The organism is Cellvibrio sp. KY-GH-1 (assembly GCF_008806975.1).
In the GTDB taxonomy this organism is placed as follows: domain Bacteria; phylum Pseudomonadota; class Gammaproteobacteria; order Pseudomonadales; family Cellvibrionaceae; genus Cellvibrio.
Genome location: NZ_CP031728.1, coordinates 3,162,807 through 3,183,578 on the forward strand (window position 1 = coordinate 3,162,807; position 20,772 = coordinate 3,183,578).

At 47.5% G+C, this 20,772-nt stretch carries 29 protein-coding genes; 23 read left to right on the forward strand and 6 right to left on the reverse strand.

The genetic code is table 11. The features are described from left to right. Window positions 1-81 precede the first annotated feature (81 nt). The 10 genes from D0C16_RS13565 (at window position 82) to D0C16_RS13610 (ending at window position 6,174) form a co-directional block, all read left to right on the forward strand. Window positions 82-828, forward strand: a complete 747-nt coding sequence (locus D0C16_RS13565) for an Abi-alpha family protein (RefSeq protein ID WP_151032878.1) — start codon at window positions 82-84, stop codon at window positions 826-828. Window positions 829-970: 142 nt separating this feature from the next. Beyond that, window positions 971-1,612 (forward strand): DUF4145 domain-containing protein, encoded by a 642-nt coding sequence (locus D0C16_RS13570; RefSeq protein WP_151032879.1) that lies wholly within the window; start codon window positions 971-973, stop codon window positions 1,610-1,612. A 58-nt stretch (window positions 1,613-1,670) separates the two neighbouring features. Beyond that, window positions 1,671-2,306, forward strand: coding sequence for a hypothetical protein (locus D0C16_RS24455; RefSeq protein WP_225318676.1), 636 nt, complete (start codon window positions 1,671-1,673; stop codon window positions 2,304-2,306). A gap of 223 nt (window positions 2,307-2,529) precedes the next feature. Further along, window positions 2,530-2,955: a GFA family protein gene (locus D0C16_RS13580; RefSeq protein ID WP_151032880.1), complete on the forward strand. Its 426-nt coding sequence runs from the start codon at window positions 2,530-2,532 to the stop codon at window positions 2,953-2,955. Window positions 2,956-3,143: 188 nt separating this feature from the next. After that, window positions 3,144-3,821 (forward strand): tRNA (adenine(22)-N(1))-methyltransferase TrmK, encoded by a 678-nt coding sequence (locus D0C16_RS13585; RefSeq protein ID WP_255482106.1) that lies wholly within the window; start codon window positions 3,144-3,146, stop codon window positions 3,819-3,821. Window positions 3,822-3,867: 46 nt separating this feature from the next. Then, a complete protein-coding gene (locus D0C16_RS13590; RefSeq protein WP_151032882.1) occupies window positions 3,868-4,437 on the forward strand; it encodes a hypothetical protein in 570 nt (189 codons plus the stop codon). A gap of 62 nt (window positions 4,438-4,499) precedes the next feature. Beyond that, window positions 4,500-4,985: a signal peptidase II gene (gene lspA / locus D0C16_RS13595; RefSeq protein ID WP_191968486.1), complete on the forward strand. Its 486-nt coding sequence runs from the start codon at window positions 4,500-4,502 to the stop codon at window positions 4,983-4,985. A 46-nt stretch (window positions 4,986-5,031) separates the two neighbouring features. Next, on the forward strand, window positions 5,032-5,364 hold the full coding sequence (locus D0C16_RS13600; protein ID WP_151032884.1) for an antibiotic biosynthesis monooxygenase: 333 nt from the start codon (window positions 5,032-5,034) through the stop codon (window positions 5,362-5,364). A gap of 10 nt (window positions 5,365-5,374) precedes the next feature. Next, the gene (locus D0C16_RS13605; RefSeq protein ID WP_151032885.1) at window positions 5,375-5,680 is read left to right on the forward strand and encodes a chorismate mutase; all 306 of its coding nucleotides are present in this window, start codon (window positions 5,375-5,377) and stop codon (window positions 5,678-5,680) included. Next, entirely contained in the window at window positions 5,677-6,174 is a 498-nt protein-coding gene (locus D0C16_RS13610) for a GNAT family N-acetyltransferase (protein WP_151032886.1), read from the forward strand. Before D0C16_RS13605 ends, D0C16_RS13610 begins: the two co-directional genes overlap by 4 nt. 26 nt (window positions 6,175-6,200) lie before the next feature. On the opposite strand, the gene D0C16_RS13615 is transcribed toward D0C16_RS13610, so the two are convergent. Continuing rightward, entirely contained in the window at window positions 6,201-7,565 is a 1,365-nt protein-coding gene (locus D0C16_RS13615) for a GGDEF domain-containing protein (RefSeq protein ID WP_151032887.1), read from the reverse strand. A gap of 268 nt (window positions 7,566-7,833) precedes the next feature. Between D0C16_RS13615 and D0C16_RS13620 the strand changes: the two genes are divergently transcribed. The 13 genes from D0C16_RS13620 to D0C16_RS13680 all read left to right on the forward strand — a co-directional run bounded on the left by D0C16_RS13620 (window position 7,834) and on the right by D0C16_RS13680 (window position 17,933). After that, window positions 7,834-8,586, forward strand: a complete 753-nt coding sequence (locus tag D0C16_RS13620; RefSeq protein ID WP_151032888.1) for a thermostable hemolysin — start codon at window positions 7,834-7,836, stop codon at window positions 8,584-8,586. Continuing rightward, window positions 8,579-10,126 carry an AMP-binding protein gene (locus D0C16_RS13625; RefSeq protein ID WP_191968487.1) on the forward strand — a complete coding sequence of 516 codons (1,548 nt, stop codon included), beginning with the start codon at window positions 8,579-8,581 and terminating at the stop codon, window positions 10,124-10,126. The genes D0C16_RS13620 and D0C16_RS13625 overlap by 8 nt, the downstream gene beginning before the upstream one ends. After that, complete coding sequence (locus D0C16_RS13630; RefSeq protein WP_151032890.1) at window positions 10,113-10,814, forward strand: TenA family transcriptional regulator; 702 nt, start codon at window positions 10,113-10,115, stop codon at window positions 10,812-10,814. The genes D0C16_RS13625 and D0C16_RS13630 overlap by 14 nt, the downstream gene beginning before the upstream one ends. A gap of 9 nt (window positions 10,815-10,823) precedes the next feature. Continuing rightward, on the forward strand, window positions 10,824-11,684 hold the full coding sequence (locus D0C16_RS13635; RefSeq protein WP_151032891.1) for an SDR family oxidoreductase: 861 nt from the start codon (window positions 10,824-10,826) through the stop codon (window positions 11,682-11,684). 12 nt (window positions 11,685-11,696) lie between these two features. Beyond that, window positions 11,697-12,338: a hypothetical protein gene (locus tag D0C16_RS13640; protein WP_151032892.1), complete on the forward strand. Its 642-nt coding sequence runs from the start codon at window positions 11,697-11,699 to the stop codon at window positions 12,336-12,338. Between the two features lie 76 nt (window positions 12,339-12,414). Then, window positions 12,415-13,074 carry a response regulator gene (locus D0C16_RS13645; protein WP_151032893.1) on the forward strand — a complete coding sequence of 220 codons (660 nt, stop codon included), beginning with the start codon at window positions 12,415-12,417 and terminating at the stop codon, window positions 13,072-13,074. After that, window positions 13,071-14,483, forward strand: coding sequence for a HAMP domain-containing sensor histidine kinase (locus D0C16_RS13650; protein WP_151032894.1), 1,413 nt, complete (start codon window positions 13,071-13,073; stop codon window positions 14,481-14,483). The genes D0C16_RS13645 and D0C16_RS13650 overlap by 4 nt, the downstream gene beginning before the upstream one ends. Then, window positions 14,480-14,815 carry a cupredoxin domain-containing protein gene (locus D0C16_RS13655; protein ID WP_151032895.1) on the forward strand — a complete coding sequence of 112 codons (336 nt, stop codon included), beginning with the start codon at window positions 14,480-14,482 and terminating at the stop codon, window positions 14,813-14,815. Before D0C16_RS13650 ends, D0C16_RS13655 begins: the two co-directional genes overlap by 4 nt. Next, a complete protein-coding gene (locus D0C16_RS13660) occupies window positions 14,816-15,643 on the forward strand; it encodes an FTR1 family protein (RefSeq protein WP_225318677.1) in 828 nt (275 codons plus the stop codon). Continuing rightward, window positions 15,636-16,331, forward strand: a complete 696-nt coding sequence (locus tag D0C16_RS13665; RefSeq protein ID WP_151032896.1) for a hypothetical protein — start codon at window positions 15,636-15,638, stop codon at window positions 16,329-16,331. Before D0C16_RS13660 ends, D0C16_RS13665 begins: the two co-directional genes overlap by 8 nt. A 79-nt stretch (window positions 16,332-16,410) precedes the next feature. Then, entirely contained in the window at window positions 16,411-16,878 is a 468-nt protein-coding gene (locus tag D0C16_RS13670; RefSeq protein ID WP_151032897.1) for a GNAT family N-acetyltransferase, read from the forward strand. 42 nt (window positions 16,879-16,920) lie between these two features. Continuing rightward, window positions 16,921-17,586, forward strand: a complete 666-nt coding sequence (locus D0C16_RS13675; RefSeq protein ID WP_151032898.1) for a hypothetical protein — start codon at window positions 16,921-16,923, stop codon at window positions 17,584-17,586. Window positions 17,587-17,603: 17 nt separating this feature from the next. Further along, window positions 17,604-17,933, forward strand: a complete 330-nt coding sequence (locus D0C16_RS13680) for an antibiotic biosynthesis monooxygenase (RefSeq protein WP_151032899.1) — start codon at window positions 17,604-17,606, stop codon at window positions 17,931-17,933. A 31-nt stretch (window positions 17,934-17,964) separates the two neighbouring features. On the opposite strand, the gene D0C16_RS13685 is transcribed toward D0C16_RS13680, so the two are convergent. The 5 genes from D0C16_RS13685 to D0C16_RS13700 all read right to left on the reverse strand — a co-directional run bounded on the left by D0C16_RS13685 (window position 17,965) and on the right by D0C16_RS13700 (window position 20,761). After that, a complete protein-coding gene (locus tag D0C16_RS13685) occupies window positions 17,965-18,249 on the reverse strand; it encodes a transcriptional regulator (RefSeq protein WP_151032900.1) in 285 nt (94 codons plus the stop codon). After that, window positions 18,242-18,730, reverse strand: a complete 489-nt coding sequence (locus tag D0C16_RS13690) for a hypothetical protein (protein ID WP_151032901.1) — start codon at window positions 18,728-18,730, stop codon at window positions 18,242-18,244. The genes D0C16_RS13685 and D0C16_RS13690 overlap by 8 nt, the downstream gene beginning before the upstream one ends. A gap of 253 nt (window positions 18,731-18,983) precedes the next feature. Next, window positions 18,984-19,388: a globin family protein gene (locus D0C16_RS13695; RefSeq protein ID WP_151032902.1), complete on the reverse strand. Its 405-nt coding sequence runs from the start codon at window positions 19,386-19,388 to the stop codon at window positions 18,984-18,986. 79 nt (window positions 19,389-19,467) lie between these two features. Beyond that, entirely contained in the window at window positions 19,468-19,623 is a 156-nt protein-coding gene (locus D0C16_RS24050; protein WP_191968488.1) for a hypothetical protein, read from the reverse strand. Window positions 19,624-19,687: 64 nt separating this feature from the next. Then, window positions 19,688-20,761 carry a M23 family metallopeptidase gene (locus tag D0C16_RS13700; protein WP_151032903.1) on the reverse strand — a complete coding sequence of 358 codons (1,074 nt, stop codon included), beginning with the start codon at window positions 20,759-20,761 and terminating at the stop codon, window positions 19,688-19,690. Window positions 20,762-20,772 lie beyond the last annotated feature (11 nt).

The window sequence follows — 20,772 nt, forward strand, 5'->3', positions numbered from 1 at the left end:
GCTCATTTTAAGCCGAAAAATGCAACATCAAAACCACAGCTGAGCTTAGCGTTAGAGCAAGCAAAACCTGAGGCAATATCTATGTCTATCGAGAGTGAAGGTGCTCGAGTAATAAATGAAACTATCGGTAAGGTTACATCTGAAATATATTCAGACATTGCTAAACCCGGAACGCGTCAAGTTGGCTTAGCTATTGAAACAATATTCAAGATTGGCTTGTCCCCTGTAGCAATGCTTGACTGGGGCTTCGAGCACTCTAAAGAGTGGCTAAAAGCAAAAATTGAGAAGCGTTTAAATTCTACGCCATCGGAGTTTCGCTGTTCGCCACCAAACAGTATTGCTGTTTCTGCAATAACTTCAATTTCGATTTCCTCAGATTCACCAGAGCTTCGTGACCTTTACGCGGAATTATTATTGAAAGCAATGGACTCTCGAAGTCAAGCAATGGTACACCCTTCATTTATAAATTTAATTAGCCAGCTGTCGCCTCAAGAGGCGCTAGTATTTATTAGCTTTAATAAAATTGAAGGAACTCTAATTTTAAAGGAAGAGGACAATCGCTATTCATTAGAGCATGAATATATCGAAAGCCAATTTTTGAGGTATTGCCAACAACTAGGTTTTGGAGAATGTCCGTACGCCCAGCTATGGCTAGAAAATCTACAGCGCCTTAAGCTTGTTGTCTTGAATGAGTATTCGGAAGTTTATATGGACACAGATTCCCGTCATCGAGCTACCGGTGTTAAAAATATAGTATATCGCTATCTTGAATTAACAGAGTATGGGCGAATGTTTCTTGAGGCTTGTACTCCACTTAGTGAAACATAAGGCCCTAACAAAGCAATCAAACGAATGGCTTTTAAGTTGCAATTTTGCCATTCCGCTGCGCTCCATTTTATGGCAAAAGTGCAACTTAAAAACTACCGTTTATCGCGGCTATGCTTAAATATGCGTACTAAAGGAAATCATAATGATTAAAAGGCTGAGTCAAAGATTTCATGAGCTTAATCAACAACTTAATGTTGTTGAGGCAACTGTCAATGCTGGTACTGGAAACAAAATTGATGAAGAGATGTTTCTCGGCTGGAAAGTAAAAACAAAAAATTTATTAACTAATGCATGCGGTGAAAAATCGCAGCACTTTCAATCTTTTCTAAAAGCAGAAATTCCACAACCAATGGAGTCAAGTTATTACATTTTAAAAAGAGTTGGCGCTGTTTTTCTCGCAGCAAAAGAAGATTTTGAAGGTGGTTATCTAGCATCTTTAAAAAGCCTTGTCCAAGCAGAAGTATTTGAAAGTGAGTTGGAGCAGGCAAGTGAATTATTAAGAAGTGGCTATAAATTGGCTTCAGCAGTTATCGCTGGAGTTGTATTGGAAACGGCATTAAGAGATCTATGCTCTACGCATGGATTGCCAATCGGGAAGCTAGACACAATGAATGGCCAGCTTGCGAAAGCAGGTGTGTATAACAAACTTCAACAAAAACGAATAACTGCTATTGCAGACATTCGCAATAGTGCCGCTCATGGTAAGCCAGAAGAATTTACTGATCTTGATGTTGAAAATATGATTCAAGATATAGAAGGTGTGCTCCTTAGCTACCTAGCATAACAAGTCGCGCCGGGCTCGCAAACTTCGTTTGCTGGACGCATTGTAAGCGGCGCATTTAGTGAATGCACTGCCCGAAGTTTATCGAAAATGCGCCGCTTACAAACTGCGGCTGGACCGCACGTTAGGCTTAATCATCGCTAAAGGAATGTTTATGAACTCATCATCTATTATGTGCAAAACTTCTGCTTGTGGCGCGCCTGTAGAAGTTTCTGAAACTGGTTCTATTTCCAAATTTTTTAACCAAATGGCTCATCTATATCGCACAACGACAATCGCGGGAGATAATGCAGCTCAATATTGGGCGGACATTGCGGTTAAATCAAAACATCCTCTTGCTCCACTAGCTCATGTACCGGGAGTATTTGCCGCACTTTGGACTCCCGAAGTTGCGCCTACAACTGCAATTACATTGGCAACGGCTGGTTACGGTTTTGCTACGCTTCCTAAAAATCTCGTACATTTTACTACTGCAAAAGGAGCGCAAGGAATTTCAGCTTCAGCAACAATAAATTCAACGAAATTTGGGCTGTTTGGCCCTGGTGTCTACATGACATCAACAGGCCGCCCCATTAATCTATTTGTTCGAGCTGCCGCGAAAACTCCAATTTATCTTGCAACCCCTTCGGGGACTGCTCGCATTATTCCATATCTTGTTTATGTTAGGTGGGGGCTAAAGCCCGTGGTTCTTCCTTAGGGAGTGGTGCATGTACAAAATTCTGAAAATCGTTGTTGTTATTTTTGCTTGGGCTTGTTGGACGTGGGTGACTTACAGCCACCAATGGCTCTGGCTTTTAATATCAGTAATTCCATATTTACTTTTTAATGGCTTCGGCCACCACTTGGAAAAGAAATAGCGCAACAAAGTTCTCAAACGAATGGCAACTTTATACTAAAAAAGACACTAAGAGATTTTAGAAATGATTGGAAGTTGTTTGTGCGGCTCAGTAAAATTTGAAGTAAAACTAGACCGACTGAAAATTTATCAATGTCACTGTTCACTATGCAGAAAACAAACAGGAACTGCTTCAAGCTGCGGAACTGTCATAAATACAGAAAAATTTGAATGGTTGTCCGGCGAAGGTAATGTTTCAAAGTGGGTTAAAGACACAGGTTTTACTTCTCACTTTTGTATTACGTGCGGTTCATCAGTACCTAACAAATTTAGAGGGAGCCCGTTTTATTGGGTCCCTGCCGGGCTAATGGACAGCCAAAATATTGAAGTGGCTGCAAATATATTTGTTTGTGAAGCTGCCAAATGGAGTAAAGTTTCTACAGGTGTCAACCCGTACGAAACGAAACCTGAAATTGAAAACTTAATAGAGCTTTTGAATGGAAACAACTAACACAGAAATCAATCGGATAATGCCATAATGTTGGGTATTACTGCCCAACCTACAGCGGCAAACAGCCCCACTTCTGACCGACAGAACAACTCTTTTTCTCGAAAAATAAATCACTACTTTTTACCCGGAAGATACTTAACAGAGCCTGCTAATTGAAACTCAGTAAACGACTACGACAAATCGAATCCATGGTGACTTCGCAATACGATCATATTTGGGATTGTTGCTGCGATCATGGCTTTTTGGGGGCAGCGTTAGTGGCCAAAAAGGCAGCGCCGTGTGTACATTTTGTGGATCTTGTGCCTGACCTTATGGATCAGCTGGAAAGTAAACTGAAGCGTTATTTTCCGATTGTTGCTGGGTCAGATTTCGCTTCTCTTTCTTATTCGCAATGGGAGGTGCACTGTATGGATTTATGTCAGTTGCAATTAAAGGAATTCAAGGGGAAGCATTTAGTCATTATTGCGGGTGTAGGCGGGGATTTAATGAGCGCGATGGTGGAGGCAATTACTCAAAATAATGCTACTGCTGAAATAGATTTTCTCTTGTGCCCGGTGCACCACCACTACACGTTAAGACAACAATTAATTGCGCTCGACCTTGGTTTGAAAGCTGAAACCTTGATGATTGAAAATCGTCGTTATTATGAAATTATCCTGACGGCTCCAAAAAACAATATTGGTGTTTCAGCGATGAGCCCCGTCGGCAATACGATTTGGCAGTGTCCCAATCAGGATGAATTTAATCTTGCGTTTAACTACCTGAACAAAACCCTCGCGCATTACAAGCGAAAGCAACGCAAGAATGGCGCTGAAATGCAACCAATCATAGATGCGTATAGTGCGGTAACCCTTCAACTTTGTTAAGGTAAACTCCACACCCTGGATCTCAGCGACAACAGCAGGAATAAGGATGACAATTAATATCGCGCGTTTCATATCACTTATTGGACATCCCGCATTGTTAATGCCCTTGGTCGCTGCAATTTCAGTCGCAAATTCCGGCGAACAACCGAAGGGCCTTTTTACGATTTTCATTGCTGTTAGTTTTGCGCTACTGGTCGTAATTTTTTGCCTGTTCAAAACCAAAACTGGTCAATGGGCACATGTTGACGCCTCACAAAAAAGCGAGCGCAAGGAACTGAACCTGGTCGCCAGTGCAACCTTGCTCCTTGGAGCTATCGCCTTGTACATAGGCAACCAGCTTTCCGCGTTAGTAGTTGCCGTCGCACTTTCTGGAGCTATTGTTTTGGCTTGCCATTTATTTAGTGCGGTGGCAAAACCATCACTGCATGTTGGATTTGCTGTATTTGCAAGCTGGCTTATGACCCCCGATACAACCGCAGTCATTGCTATTCTCGTTTTCGCCGTATTTATTGGCTGGTCAAGGCTTTGTCTCCAACGACACACAGGGGTAGACTTGACGATTGGTGCCGGCATAGGCTTGTTTGCGGGCGCAAGCTTTCAATTATTAAGCCAATGATTATCACCACCAACCGGCGCCTAGGTGGATATAAAAATTATCGAAGAATTAGGAACAACCACATGAAAATTAAAATGATCTTAATCTTATTGGTGTTCCTTCCACTCATTGGTTGTGATCGCTACACCAAAGTACAAGCGGTGAATTTACTGAAGGGGCAAGAACCCATTTCTTTTTTAGATGGTTTTTTCAGCCTGACCTATCACGAAAATACCGGTGCCATGCTGAGCTTTGGTGCGAAATTTCCCGACGAAGTACGACTGATGGTTTTTACGGTCTTGGTGGGTTTGGTGTTGGTAATCGGCTTAATTTACTTGATGATAAAACCGATGAATAAATACAGTTTTACAGTGGGCTTGTTAATACTGGCCGGCGGTTTTGGCAACCTGTACGACCGCGCGTTAAATGATGGCCGAGTCGTAGACTTTATGCTGCTGCAACTGGGGCCGCTACAAACTGGGGTGTTTAATGTTGCAGATGTTGCCATTATGGCTGGCGTATTCGGGTTTTTATTTATCTCATCCAAACTGGGGAAGCGACTCACTTAAGCGTTAACGCAGCCAGGAATAGCGTTTTTTACCAAAGGAAAATTTGATGTATTCATCTACCTTTATATTTTTGAAAAAGCAATTTGATGACGACTTTTATCAGCTAGATAACTCCATTGCCGAGGCTGCCAAATCAATCCCTGGTTACCTGGGCGAAGAAGCTTGGGAAAATCCAAGCACAGGATACGTTTCAACGGTGTATTACTGGGAATCATTAGAGGCATTACAGGCGTTAATGCAGCACCCGACGCACCTGCAAGCAAAAGCGCAACACGAAAAATGGCTGGATAACTACCAGGTGGTTATTTCCCAGGTGTTAAAAACTTACGGCAATAAAGAATTTGGCATTTTGCCAAAGCAACAAAACATAACCCAATAAGGAGTCGCCATTGGAACGTTCAATTATTTGTAAATCGCTAGACGAGGTTCGCCTCCATATAGACGCGATTGATAGGGAAATGGTTAATTTACTCGCGCAGCGCGGCGATTTTGTTGCACAAGCAGCTCGCTTTAAGAAAACCACTGATGATGTAAGAGCGCCGCAACGTGTCGAGCAGGTCATTGCCAAGGTAACAATATTGGCAAAAGAGCTGAATGCAAATCCAACGGTGGTTGAAGCGGTTTATCGCGCAATGATTTCAGCTTTCATCAACGCTGAACTGGTAGAGCACGCCGCTCTTGCGGATTCGCGATGATTAGCCTGAGAAAACCCAAACAAAGCGACCTCGCTGAAATAAAAAAGTTGTACCAGCAAAGTGTTTCGCTGCACGAACCCTGGACTTATGCACCGCAGGATTACGATGCTTATTTGGCACAGGAACACCGGTATTTTGTGTGCGCGGGTGCGCAGGCGCAAATTGTGGGGACGTTCAATATTTCCGGAATTTTGCGTGGCCATTTTCAATCCGCTTATGTGGGATATGAGGTGTTTAGCCCTCACCAAGGCAAGGGCTATATGAGCAAAGGCATGGTGCTACTGTTGCAAGAGGCATTCGCAGGATTAAATTTGCACCGTTTGGAAGCCAATATTCAGCCGGAAAATACCGCGTCTATTCGGCTGGTTGCCAAAGCGGGTTTTATAAAAGAAGGGTTTTCCAAAAATTATCTCCGCGTGGGCGGGCTTGCGTGGAAGGATCATGAGCGCTGGGCGATAGTAAATCCGCACTGGTTAGCTACAAACAATAGCTGACGACTGCGAGCAGCCCCCCACTAACACTAGACATCATTTGCCAAAGAAATTGTGCAGCAGTTTCTGCCCTTTTGTTTTGATTGATACAGGGCTTGGTCTGCGCGCTCCAGCGCTGCATCAAAACTTTCACCAAGACGGCCCTGAGCAATTCCCACACTGATAGTTACAAATATAGGCTCTGAAATGTCCTCTTTGAAAATCGGGCTAGCGGCGATTTTCTCCCGCAGCTTTTCTCCATAAACCAGTAAATTCTCGGCAGGAGCATCCTGCGTGACAATGACAAACTCTTCACCGCCCCAACGAGCCACGTGATCAAAATCCCGTGAAACCTGTTTCAGTAATTGCGCAACGCTGGCCAATACCTTGTCCCCCAGCGCATGGCCATAGGTATCGTTGAACCGCTTAAAATGGTCGATATCAATAATTACAATCGCCAAATTTTGCTGAGTTTTAATCGCTATATTTTTGCTTACAATTTCTCTGATCGCACGGCGATTGAGCAGCTGGGTAAGCTCATCCTTGAATGCCACAGACTGCAACTTTTGGTTGTGCTCATTTAATGCGTCCAGAGATAGCTGCGCAGCGCGATGTCGTTTGTACAGCGAATAGATTCGAAAAGCGCCTTCCAACCCGAGCAAGGTCGCAAACGCGATTATGAAAATTAAATAGAAATTTTCCTTGCTGATCCGCTCTCCAATAAACGTAATTGATTTTACTTCAAGGTAATGCCTGGAAAGGGGCGGCTGCTCTTTAACCTCAATGTTTAGCGCTTGTATGCGATTAATTCGGGTATCGGACTCTGCCCGATGCAGCGAAAACAGTTTTATCCACCAATCGCTTACTTTGAATTCATCCAACCGAATAAATATCGGCTCATGGAGCTCAGACGTTTTTATGCCCACGCTTTGCGGCCGAAATTGGCGAATCGGATCAGGCAGATCTAGCGTAGGCTCATGATTTTGCAACGTCAGATAAATGTAATTTGCCGGCCCCCGATAATCTATCTCAATCCAAACACCGGAATAACCGGTTAAATCCAACGAAATACTGGGAGAAACTTTAGTGGCAAACGCCAGGTCACTCACCAGCTGATCGCGGGTCGCAACACCCTGATTAGCGAATACGCTGCTATTGCCGCACATATTGAACGAGGCTGCCTCACCAAATACACACTCAATCGCCGACTGACTTTCGTTTTTGTATGTATATGTCGTTTTACTTGCGGGACTTCCGTCGGTAAATGCCCCCCACCAGACATGTGGTCCTGGAAAAATCTGCAGCTTTTTTTGAGGAATATAGGGGTACGAAAACAGCCCCAATATAGTGATGAGAACCAAGCCTATCTTTGCTGCATTCATGTGCCGCGAAACAGCCAGCGTTTTTATTGTCATCAGGTAGTCCACTAGTCCACACAATGGTCACATTATAGTTGGCGCGCCAGCGATTGATTCACTCGATTTAGCAGGGTTTACCAGGGCACGGCTGAAGTTTTACTTTTTTAGTTATAAGTGCCCGTGAGGCGCTCTAATCACGCTACATTTGCACCAGATCCCCCTGCCAGCGCCCACCGCCCTCGGCTACCTTAATTTCTCTTAAGCAGGTCTTAAGGTTAGGTTTTTATTCTGCATCCTAAGAAATCCCACTACTGAGGATGCAGCAATGAAAGAGCTAGCCGGCATATACCCGGAAACACAAATCCAGCAGGGCGTTGCTGACAAATGGCATATGCCACGCCTGCCGAAAATTCGCATTCCCCGCTTTGGTTTGCATACCCCCGGTACCGAACAGCGCCCGGCCATTGAGCGCTACATCCACGACCGCTTCGCCGCCGTGCACCACGCCGAGGTGACCCACTTCCTGCCTAACATCATCAGCTTGCGTTGCAGTGGCGAATACTCTGCCGCCGTAGGCTTGGCGCCCGCCAGCACCGGGACCTTGTTTGCCGAACAATACTTAACGGCGCCGGTGGAAAAAGTGATTAGTGAGAAGTTGGAGCAGCCGATTGAGCGCCACCAAATCGTGGAAATCGGCAATCTGGTCTCTACCTGGAAAGGCAGCAGCCTGTTGTTATTTATTGTGATTGGCGAAGTGATGGAACGCCTGGGTTACCACTATGTGATGTTTACCGGCACCCGCGAAGTAAAAGCGCTACTTGCCCGCCTGCATTACTCACCTATTGTACTGGCGGATGCCAACCCTGCGGTGCTGCCCGACGGCGGTGCCAGTTGGGGCAGCTATTACGACAACAAACCACAAGTGATGTTTGGTGATAACCGCCCCGCAATGGCCGCCGCCCGTAAAAACCCCATGTATCGCGCAACGGTATTGGCAATTAACAGCGCGATTGAAAAAATTTGCACCGAATTTCGCGCGCGCAACAACGTCAGCGCAAAGGATGCAAACGATGAATAATTTTTTCGCCTCGCTGGAGCAACACGCACAGCAACAACCACAACAGCTTGCATTGATTAGCAAACAGTGTGAGTTCAATTATGCGCAATTGGTTGAACAGGTAAATCTGCTCGCGCAATGGTTAACTGACCATAATATTGGTCGCGCTGGACTCTGGGGCGAAAATTCGTGTGCGTGGATTATTGCCGATCTCGCCGCGCGCAAGGCGGGTACAACACTGGTTCCCTTGCCGCTGTTTTTTTCTGATGCACAACTGAACCACGTCATTACAAATACAGAATTAGGCTGCCTGTTAACGGTGGGTGATGCGCGATCCATTGCTCCGGTCGCCCGTCGCAGCAGCACTAGCCACGAGGGTATTTTTTGCGATTTCCTTAGCAACGCGGGATCAGTGAGCAAAACTGCTGACATTAGCAAAATTACCTTCACCTCCGGCACTACTGGCGCCCCCAAAGGTGTTTGCCTTTCTGAAGCGGCGATTTCCAATGTTACCAACGCACTGATCGAGCGTATTTACTCCACGCCCGGTGCAGACGCAGAAATTAATCGCCACTTCACTCTGCTGCCCCTGAGCACGCTGCTGGAAAATGTTGCCGGTGTGTATGTGCCGCTGCAATTGGGTAAAACCATTGTGGTACTCGCCGGTGTCGATACCGGTTTGCTCGGCAGTTCGGAATTATCCCTGCCCACCTTGCTGCGCAGCCTGCATCACTACAATCCCAATAGCTTGATTGTGTTACCGCAAATTTTGCTCGGCTTGGTCGCGGCTAGCCAACAGGGCTTCCCGCTGCCCGCCGCGTTAAAATTTATCGCCGTCGGCGGCGCACGCACATCATCCAGTTTGATACAACAAGCGCGCGCCATCGGCTTGCCCGTCTACGAAGGGTACGGCTTATCGGAGTGCGCGTCTGTTGTTAGTTTGAATTCGCCCGCGGCCAATAAAATCGGCAGCGTGGGAAAGCCCTTGGCGCACGTTAAAATTAACATTGAGCAAGGTTCCATATTCGTCAGCGGCAATACATTTTCCGGTTACTGGGGCCAAGCCCCGCAGAGTAAAGATGCGTGGCTGGACACCGGCGACCTGGGCTACCTCGATGACGACGGCTTTTTATTTATTACCGGTCGACGCAAAAATTTATTGATCAGCAGTTTTGGTCGCAACATTTCTCCCGAATGGGTTGAATCCGAATTGGCGCTGTGCCGCAGTATTGCGCAATGCATAGTCGTGGGTGATGCACAACCTTACTGCAGTGCGATTTTAGTTCCCGCATCCGTCCAGGTTACGACCGAACAAATCACACAAGAGATCGCTCGCGTTAATCAGGGACTACCCGATTACGCACACATCAAAAAATTTATTCTGGCATCAAGCCCGTTTACCGCCGCCAATCAATTACTGACTGACAATGGTCGCCTGCGGCGCAACGAAATTATGGCGCACTACCAACGCGATATCACCGCCATTTATGCCACCACACCCACCGCAGATTCTTCTCAACAAACGGGCCAACACGCAGGAGCTATTTATGACATTCTTTGATCGCCTACAGCAAGAAACTGAACAAGAGCGAAATTATTTGTTGAGCGCTCCAATTATCCAACGCTGTATGAGCCAGGGCCAATTCAGTCTGGAGGAATACATCGATTTCCTCACCCAGGCATTTCACCACGTAAAACATACGGTGCCTTTGTTGATGGCGGTGGGCAGCCGCTTGCCGGCGGAAAAAGAAAATTATCGTGAAGCAATTGCTGAATATATTGAGGAAGAACTGGGGCACCAGGAATGGATTTTAAATGACCTGGCAGCCTGTGGTGCCGATAAAGAAACCATTCGTCACGGGCGCCCCGGTATGGCCACAGAACTGATGGTGGCTTACGCCTACGATACCGTTATGCGCAATAACCCTATGGCGTTTTTCGGCATGGTGTTTGTGCTCGAAGGCACCAGCATCAATTTGGCCTCGCAAGCGGCCGACATTATCCAACAGCATTTGGGCTTGCCCAACAAGGCGTTTTCCTATTTGCGTTCCCACGGCAGTTTGGATCAGGAACACATGGTGTTTTTCGCCAAACTCATGAACAGCCTGACCGAACTGAAAGATCAGGAGGATATTCTTCACGCGGCAAAAATGTTTTTCAAACTGTACGGGAACATTTTCCGCTCGATCAATCAACCCACGAGCGCACCGCTTGCTACTCCCAACAGCGCTGCCGCAAAAGTTGCCTAGGAGTAACGCATGAATATGAATGGCAAAACGATTTTACTAACTGGCGCTACCGGCGGTATTGGCGAAGCTATAGCACGGCAACTCGCGAGCGCCGGCGCGCGCGTGATTTTAGTCGGTCGGTCGCTCAATGAATTACGCAGGATTGAACGCGAACTGCAACATACCGCGCACAAAGGCTTCGCGTTGCAAGCCGACATCGCCAGTGCCGAGGGTTTGGAAACCATTCGCGTCGCACTAACCGCCCTGCAACTCCCGGTTGATGTATTAATTAATTGCGCCGGTGTCAGCCTATTCGGTTTGCTGGAAGATAACGAGCCTGCGGCGATCGAAAAGGTAATCAACACCAATGTGACTGCAACCATTTTGCTCACCCGCCAGGTGATGCCGTTTTTGCACAAAGAGCATGGCCGAATTTTATTTATTGGCTCCAGCTTTGGCGCACTTGGCTTCGCGGGATTCAGTGCTTACTGCGCGAGCAAATTTGCACTGCGCGGTTTTGCCGAAGCCTTAAGGCGCGAACTCGCCAACACCCCAATTCAAATCGCATATGTCGCACCGCGCGCAACTGACACGCGGATAAATTCTGACGCTGTGGTAGCGCTCAATGATGCGCTGGGAAACTCAGTGGATGATCCCGCAACAGTGGCCGAAGCCATTGAAGACTTACTGGTACAAAACAAACTGCGCGATATAAACCTGGGTTGGCCGGAGCGATTTTTTCTCCGCCTCAATGCTATTTTCCCTCGACTGGTGGACAAAGGCTTGCAGAGTAAATTGCCCATTATTCGTCGCTTCGCGCGCTCGTCAAGCAACTCCATTTCGTCAACGATTCCAAGTACTGGCAAAACAGCTGCCAGCACGACACGATAAGAGGCTCCATTTATGAAACGTTTATTGATCGCAACCAGTTTGTTGGCAAGCACATTCGTGAGCTTTGGTTTACATGCCGATGAAGCCACCGACATCAAACAATTACAAACTCGCTGGGCAGAAATCAAATACCAACTACCGGAAGCCGAGCGCGAAAAAGCGTTTGAAACATTAGTGGCCGAGGCTGAAAAATTGCGCACCAGCAACGGGGATAAACCTGCCTATCTGATTTGGGAGGGAATTATTCGCTCCACCTACGCCGGGGCCAAAGGTGGATTGGGTGCATTGGATCAGGTTAAACAAGCAAAAAAATTATTTGAACAATCCATCAGTATCGCACCGGATGCACTGGCCGGTTCCGCTTACACCAGCTTGGGTTCACTTTATTATCAAGTCCCCGGCTGGCCGGTTGGATTTGGCGATGACAAAAAGGCCAAAGAGATGCTGCTAAAAGGATTAAGCTATAATCCTGACGGTATAGATTCCAATTATTTTTACGGCGATTACCTGTTGGATCAAAAACAATATCCGCAAGCTGTGGCAAGCTTGGAAAAAGCCCTGCAGGCGCCAGCACGCCCCGGCCGCGAATCTGCCGATACCGGGCGCAAACAGGAAATTGAAAGCGCGCTCACCAAAGCGAAAAAACATTTGTAATTGTCTGTTGGCAAATTCTCCGCAGTAGAATGCATAAGCCCGACAGCCCAAGATTCTGTAAGTACGAGGGACAGGAATGCACATACTGCTTGTTGAAGATGACAGCCTGCTGGCAGACGGCATTGTCGGCGCACTCAAGCGCGCCGGCTTTGCCGTGAGTTGGCTGGATAACGGTAAGGCCGCCAGCACCTTTCTCGCCGCTGAACCACCGGATATTTTATTACTGGATTTGGGCCTGCCCGATATGGACGGCCTGGATTTGTTGCGCCTGGTGCGCCAAAAAAAATACCCCACTCAAGTATTGATTCTAACCGCGCGCGACAGCACCAATGCCAAAGTCTCGGGCTTGGATGCGGGTGCCGATGATTACCTGACCAAACCCTTTGAGCTGGACGAATTACTCGCGCGCTTGCGCGTGTTGGAGCGTCGTTTGGGAAATGCATCCACAGCGATGATTCAGGTTGGCCCACTAAAACTGGACACCACTCACCACCTCGCGCTACTCAATGATGAGCCGATGAATTTATCGCGTCGCGAATACATGTTGCTCAAAGCGTTAGTAGAGCATGTTGGTATTATCCAAACCAAAGAAGGGCTGGAAGGAAAACTTTACAGCTGGGGCGATGAAGTCGCGAGTAATGCGATTGAAGTGCACATTCACAATTTGCGCAAAAAATTGCCCGCCGATTTTATTAAAACCCTGCGCGGCATTGGCTACATGGTTCCGCGCCAATGAAATCCATTCGCGTTTTTTTGGTCATACTGCTGGTGGCGATAATCACGCTGGCCAACTTTGCGGCGGCGGTGCGTGGTTACCTCGGCAGTATGGACGAAGCCGAAAAACTATTTAACCAGCGGCTGCTGCAACAGGTCGACTTGTTGAATTATTTGTTGCCAGGGCGCTATCAGGAATTCTCACAAAACTCTGCACCATTGGTATACAACGCACCGGCAAAAGCCGCGCCCGGCGACACTTCTACGCGCGTGGCCGATTTGCAATTTCAATGGGTCAGTAACGAGGGCAAGTTGCTGATGCGCTCAACCGCAATGCCTGATGAGGTGATTAGCGATTTGCGCAGCGGCTATCAGTTTGTTAATTTCAATCACTACCGCTGGCATGTTTTGGTGGCACCCGCCGTCAATAATTCCGGTTGGTATTTACTCGCCGAGCGCGACGATCAGCGCTACCGTTTGGCGGAATCCATGATCCTGCAAGCGGTAACACCCATGGTGATTGCAATTCCCATCATCGGCTTTGTAATCTGGTGGGTACTGGGAATTGGGGTGCGCCCGGTAGCGCGGCTGACGGAGGAATTTCACGCGCGCGAAGCAACCGATTTGCGGGCTATTGATCAGCAGGACATGCCCGCCGAATTAATTCCGCTGGCGCAATCGGCCAATGAGTTATTGCGTCGCTTGGGCGCGTCCTTTATGCGCGAGCAACGCTTTGCAGGCGACGCTGCACATGAACTGCGCACGCCCATAGCCGCGCTAAATATCCACTGTGAAAATTTGCTGCATGAATTGCAACCGGTACCCGAGTCTGCTTACAAATTACAGCAGGGCATTAAACGAATGAGTTATTTGGTCGAGCAAATTCTACTACTCAACAAGACCTCACCCGATCACTTTATGAGTCAATTTCAACCCGTCAACCTGACTGCGCTGGTCAAACAAGTGATCGTAGGCGCGAGCGATGCACTGAGTCACAAAGACCTACAAATTGAATTCGATGGCGACACCTGCTGGGTCAATGGCGATGCCGCCGCACTCGAAACATTGATTAATAATTTATTGGGCAACGCAATAAAATATTCCTCCGCCAACGGGCAGATTGTGGTGCACACCTGGCGGCGTGGCGACCAGGTCGTGCTGGAAGTTATGGACAACGGCCCGGGTATTCCTGCCGATCAACGAGAGCGTGTCTTTGATCGCTTTTATCGTCTGCACGGTGATCGCCACAATTCCGGCACACCCGGCTGCGGCTTGGGTTTATCCATTGTCAAACAGGTTGTTGATTTGCACCAGGCCCGGATCAACTTGACCGAATCATCCTTCCCAACCGGGCTACTGGTGCAGGTAACTTTTTCTGCCTGCAGCCCCCAAAGCCTCAGCGCACCCAACGAAGGAGCGAAAGAAAAATGATCAAGCGCAAACTCATGCTGTTATTTGCCTGTGCGTTACCCTTGTCTGCATTCGCCGCTGTGCCGGAATTTACGATTGAAATTCGCGATCATTTATTTTTTCCCTCAACGCTGGTTGTGCCGGCCAACACCAAAATTAAATTAGTTGTGCTCAATCAGGATCCGACGCCGGAAGAATTTGAAAGCTACGAATTAAATCGCGAAAAAGTCATTATGGGCGGCGCCAAGGCAATTATTTTTATCGGCCCGTTAAAACCCGGGGACTACCCCTTCTTTGGAGAATTTAATCCCAAAACAGCGCAGGGTGTAATTCGCGCGCAACCCGAGGGCTAGATGATGGTCGATGCAATTCTATTAGTATTGCGCGAAGTGCTGGAGGCCGCACTCATCATTACCATACTGATGGTGATGAGTCGCAAACTCGGTTTTTCCCTTCATTGGATTCTCGTCGCACTGGTGATGGGCACGCTCAGCTCCTGGGCGCTGGCACACTACGCCTACACTATCGCCGACGCACTGGGCGGCACCGGGCAAGAGTGGACCAATGCCCTCTTGTATTTCATGGTGGTGCTCGCTTTTATCGTAATTGCCGCGTTTATTGCGCCGCTCCTGTTCAATACGCCACACCAACTGCGACATCTAGCGCGAGAAGATACTCCACGCCTAAACCGTCAGCTGCTGGTTGCAGCCGCTATTTTTGCCGTAGGCCTTTCCCTCGCACGCGAAGTAGCGGAGATCTGGATTTATTTAGGCGGCTTTGCACAACAACCGGACAAATTGGAGTCGGCGTTAACGGGTGGCGCAATCGGTTTGGGGATAGGCGCGAGCCTGGGAGCGATTACTTATTATTTGCTGGTATTTATTTCCGTCCGCCGTTTTATCTACTTGTTGTTCAGTTTTTTGATCCTGCTGAGCGGTGGATTGGCCACGCAAATCGCCAAGCAACTATTGCAAATCGGCGTGCTCGATTCCGCCGCCCCCCTGTGGGACACATCCAGGCTCGTCAATGAACATTCCTGGCTGGGTGAACTGCTTTACGCGCTGATAGGATATGACTCCAGCCCCAGCGCTATTCAAGTTATTTTTTATTGGTTAGCAGTAACGCCGCTGATCGTCATCGGTATTTGGCAATGGCGACGGAGGAAGCTCGCCCATGCGTAAACTCGCTCTAATTTTGCTAGCGGCTGGCGGCGGCTGGTCAAGCGGTTCTCTTGCAGAACTTAACCGCGTCTATCATCCGTATGTAGAACAAAACGAACGCGAATTGGAATATGGCGCTGTGTGGCGCGATGTGACCGATGACAACATTATGTTGCAACGCGCCGGCCTCGGTTACGCCTGGGCGGAGCATTGGTTTGGCGAAATTTATTTACTGACCGAATCCATCACTCACGACAACCAACAATATCGCGGGTACGAAGCAGAAATAAAATGGCAACTTAGCGAACAGGGCGAATACTGGGCCGACTGGGGATTATTGTTTGAAACCGCCAGCGCCGACGACATTCACCGCCGCGAAGTGGCGCTCGGCTTGCTGATGGAAAAAGAACTAACCTCCAATTGGGTGGGCACTGTAAATCTGTTTGCGGAATACGAATTTGGCAACGACATCGAAGACGAATTCGAAACCGCTGCGCGCGCCCAATTTCGCTACCGCTACTCACCTGTACTCGAACCCGCGCTCGAACTCTATCTGGACGATCAGGACTGGGCTGCCGGCCCCGTACTTACCGGCGTACAAAAAATTTCCGCTAAAACGCAACTGCGCTGGGAGTTGGGATATTTATTTGGCTTGAACCAAGACACCCCGGACAATAATATTCGCTTGGGGATAGAGTTTGAGTTTTAATCGGCGACGCTACAACCCGCCCCCATGAACCCAATCAAGACCCTGTCATTACCACTCCCCGCCAAATAGGGACAATTACATGCTCACCTTTATCGACGCACAAGCAAAGGATGCAGAGCTTCTGCGCGACCTATTAATTAGTTCGAAAGGCTACTGGGGATATGCGCAGGAACAACTCGAAACATGGCGAGCCAACCTGACATTCAAAGCGGAGTATATTGCGAGCAATACCGTTAAACTCATTGTAAAAGATCATGAAGTAATTGGATTTTTCGCACTTGTAAAAGGTGACAGCAATGAACTTGACCACCTGTGGTTATTGCCCAATGCCATTGGCAAGGGCTACGGAAATCTGGTTTTTGCCCAGATTCTTAACGAATGCGACTCACTAGGTATTTCTGACTTCTACATCATATCTGACCCAGATGCAGAAGGATTTTACTTAAAAAAAGGCGCCTTAAAAGTGGGTGAAATTTACAGCGAGCCTCAACAACGAATGCTGCCTAAATTGAACTACAAGGTGTCGCTCCTTCGCGAACACACCTAACACCAAGGCATTCGCCGAACACAAAAACATTAAGGATCAAAAATGAAAGCATTTTATTGGGCATTTCTACTCATTTTTACCGCCAGCTCACTCGCAAATACAATCGATACCGATTTACAAGAACTTGAAAAAACCCTCGGCAGTTACCCACCTGCAATTGAGAATGAAGCCCAGCAAAAAGAGATTACGAAAAAATACGAACTACTTAAAAAGAAGCTGGACTCTTTACTAAAAAGCGACCCTAAAAACGAATCGGCTTTGTATCAAAGAGGATTGCTTCAAACGTTTGGCCATAACATGGACCACCCGGACTCATGGCGGGGCGCCGACGAAGACCTTAAAAATGTGTTACGCCTAAACCCATCGAATGTAAGGGCTATATTGGATCTTGCCAACCTATACGTAAACTCAGATCCTACCCTAGCGCCCGCCGCCGAAATTTTATACAAAAGCGCTCAGTGCTTTTTAGATCCCGCCCCAGACGAAGAAGCCCAGCGCGGGCTGTTCTTTGCTTACTATTATCAGGGAAAAGTGCCCTTAGCTTATAAGCAAGCGTTAATCTTGAAAAACTCATGGCCCGAAAATGGCTACGACAAATTAATTGATATGACGGCATCGGTGTTAAAGCGAAATAACGAAATTACCCCCAATTACCAAGCCGACAAACTAGTTCACACATCTTGTGAAAAACCGGACTCAACTACATAGAAGAAAGGAAATTTTAAATGATTGCTGTAATTCTCGAATTCGATCCGATTGATGGACTTGAAAAAGAATTCATCGCGTCGTGGATTCATTGCACTCAAGTTATTTATAAAAACTTTGGTAGCCTAGGCTCCCGATTGCATCGTAGTTCAGATGGAAAATTTATTGCTTACGCACAGTGGCCAAGCAACGAGCTCTATGCGGCATCTGCTGATTGGCCCGCCCATTTGGTTGAAGCCAGAGATTCAATGCGTAAACTAATAAAAAATGGAAAACCAAATGTTCTACACCTATTGGAGGTTGAAGCAGATTTGTTGAAGTTAGCACCTGCTCCGGCAGTGCCGCTTTAATCGGGAATAGTTTTTATAGCCAAGCCAGCTGTCACCCCACTATTTCTTTCAGCGCTTCTACATGCCCTTTAAACGCTTTACGCCCGCTGGTGGACAGCGATAACCAGGTGCGCACCCTTCCCTCGCTGGCGCTTTTGTTAATAACGACATAACCTGCCTCTTCAAGCGGTTTAATATGCTTTGAAAGCACGGAATCGCTCACACCCAAATGCTCGCGCAGTACGCTGAATTCCAGTGAGGCTACCGGTGCAAGCAGGGCACAAATCTTTAATCGGTTAGGTGCATGGATTAATTCATCAAAAGCGGCACTACCCATTACGCGCCTCCGTTGAATTTCCTTTTTTTGCATTCAGTAGCCGACCAAAGCGCAAACCAATTGTCAGGATCAATGCATTAAGAACACCTGCAACACAAGGAATCACCAATGACCCGGATTGCAGGTAAATAACTCGCGACAATATCAGCAATGCGCAAATAAGCAGTGCGACCACAATGCCTTTTACCGTGATATTCACATCAGAAATTTTTATCGTGATGCCGTTAATTCGCAACGCAATAATCCACGATACAACGCTGAGGCAAATAACACTGTAAGCTCCCCAGTGAATTGCATTCCACAGGCTGTTATTAATCATAGAGCCCATAGCCGCAGTTTTAATACCCAAGGCAATTGCGCACAGCAGTATTAACCATAATGGTGGCCTCATACTGCTAAGGGTAATTTTATTCGCCACACCTATTGATGCCAGCGCTGCTTTAGCGTCATCAGCAGTAATTTGATGGTTGTTCTCTCTCATTGCAAAGCCCCTTTACTTTCCGAGATGGAAAGTAATATAGCCATGACTTTCCGTTTTGGCAAGTCTTTTCTTTCCACAATGGAAAGCCAACAGGAATATGACTCCCGTGGTGTGGGTGTGCTTTTTATTTGAGCAGCTCAACTTCTTTTTGGCAGTTTTTTTGTAAGAAAGATATTTCTTTGTAGAAACATTGCCCTGTTGGGGTTCGTTCCTCACCGCCAACCTACGTGAGCGGCGAGAAAAAATGCTATCGTTATTTCGCCGCTTCTTTCATCACATCCGCCATCACGCCATAAACATTGGTCCAGGCGATTTTTACGTCCTGCGTAAATTCATTACCCAGGCCCTGCCCTAATGTTTTTAATAAAGCGGCGCCGACTGTGTCGTAGTGGGAGTCTTGTACGCCGTAGCCACCGTGGCGCTTGCCGAGGTTTTGTAATACGGGAACCAATACATTCAGCTCGGTTAATTTGTTCACGGCAACTGAAATCATCTCGATTAATTTTTTGCCTTGCGCTTGCAAGTCACCTTTGAATAAAGGTTTTAATGCAGGGTCTGCCTCGAATAGGTTTTGATAAAACAGCGCCGCCGCTTGCGGGCCAATGGCGACTACTTTTTGCCAGGAATTTTGTACCAGCTGAATGGTTGAGCTATCCATATCGACACCTTTTTACCGTTAAGAGACAGGGAAAGTAAAAAGTAATCGCCAGGTGGCGATTACTTTTTGGTTAACACACTTATTGCAAGATAATGCTTTTTCCTGGCGGCTCGGGCTGCGGGTTGAAATTACCAACTTGCTCTTTCACTCGCAGATCGGGCATTACGATACTCGCTTGCGCAGTCGCTGCCCCCATCACTAACGCCAACACACCAATTAATTTCATTGCTTTCATTTTCAAATCCTCTTGAATGATTTCCAAAATTTTCCATTTCACGAATTAACGATTTACCGTTAACTTATTTACGCCAGATTCCGGTGTACACAGAACCGCAGTACCACCAGCCGTATCGGGTGAAACCCAGGCTGGCTAAATCAGTCGATTTTTTGTTGAACGTAGTTAATGACATGCCGTGGTGGGCAACCCATGCACCGCTGGTTGGAACCCAACTGGTGTTATAGATCTGGCCATTGTCGGTACAGGCATAAACACTGGGCATTACGCCGGAGTCTGCAAAGTGGTTGAACCAGGCTTGCATGCGCTCGTCAGGAATATTGTTCACTGTCCAATAAGCCACTGAGTGCGGAGCCCAAACCATCATTTTACCGGCAGGAATTGATTTGCCGTTCAGTAAAGTCCAGGTGGCATTTACCGATGCAGTGTAATCAGTGAATGGTGTGGTTTGGCCATGATCGAATTTCATTTTGATGGGATCGCCCGAACCGGTTTGCACGTGAACATGCAAATGTGGACCAGATGAATTGCCATTATTTCCTACCAGACCCAACACCTGACCTTTAGCAATGCGCGCACCGCCCGATACTATTCCCGCCATCGTCCACACCGCACCCTGCTCTTTTGCTGGTAAATAGGTGGCATTGTGCGGACACAAATCGGTAGAGATCGACCCTGGTTGTGCATGCGCATAAAGTGCGTAGTTGCCGTCATCTTGCAGAACCCATAAGTGGTTTCCCGCATAGCCTATATAGCCTTCCGCCACCTTGGCGTGGTTGGAACCCGGGGTATTTTCCGGCGCGTTACGCCAACAACCAACCACCGTACCTGCATCCATTGCGCGAATTTTTGCGCCGTAGACAATGTGGTTGGAATTGACTTTATTGTCCGCACCGTTGGTTTTGAGGTGATCCCATTTACCGCTGCCGATATGGCGGCGAGCAATAATATCCAACGCCTCTGCCTGAGCATCGCCAGACCAATGAGTGTCAGTGGTGTAGCGGTAGTTCAGGTTGATGTCATCCGCACGCAGCGGGAAATCCGATGCTGAAGCAGCAACAGAAACCAACGCAGCAGAGGCAACAATCAGGGAACGAGTAACAGCAAGTGAGCGAGTAAAAACATGAAGTGATTTCATTTTAAATTTCC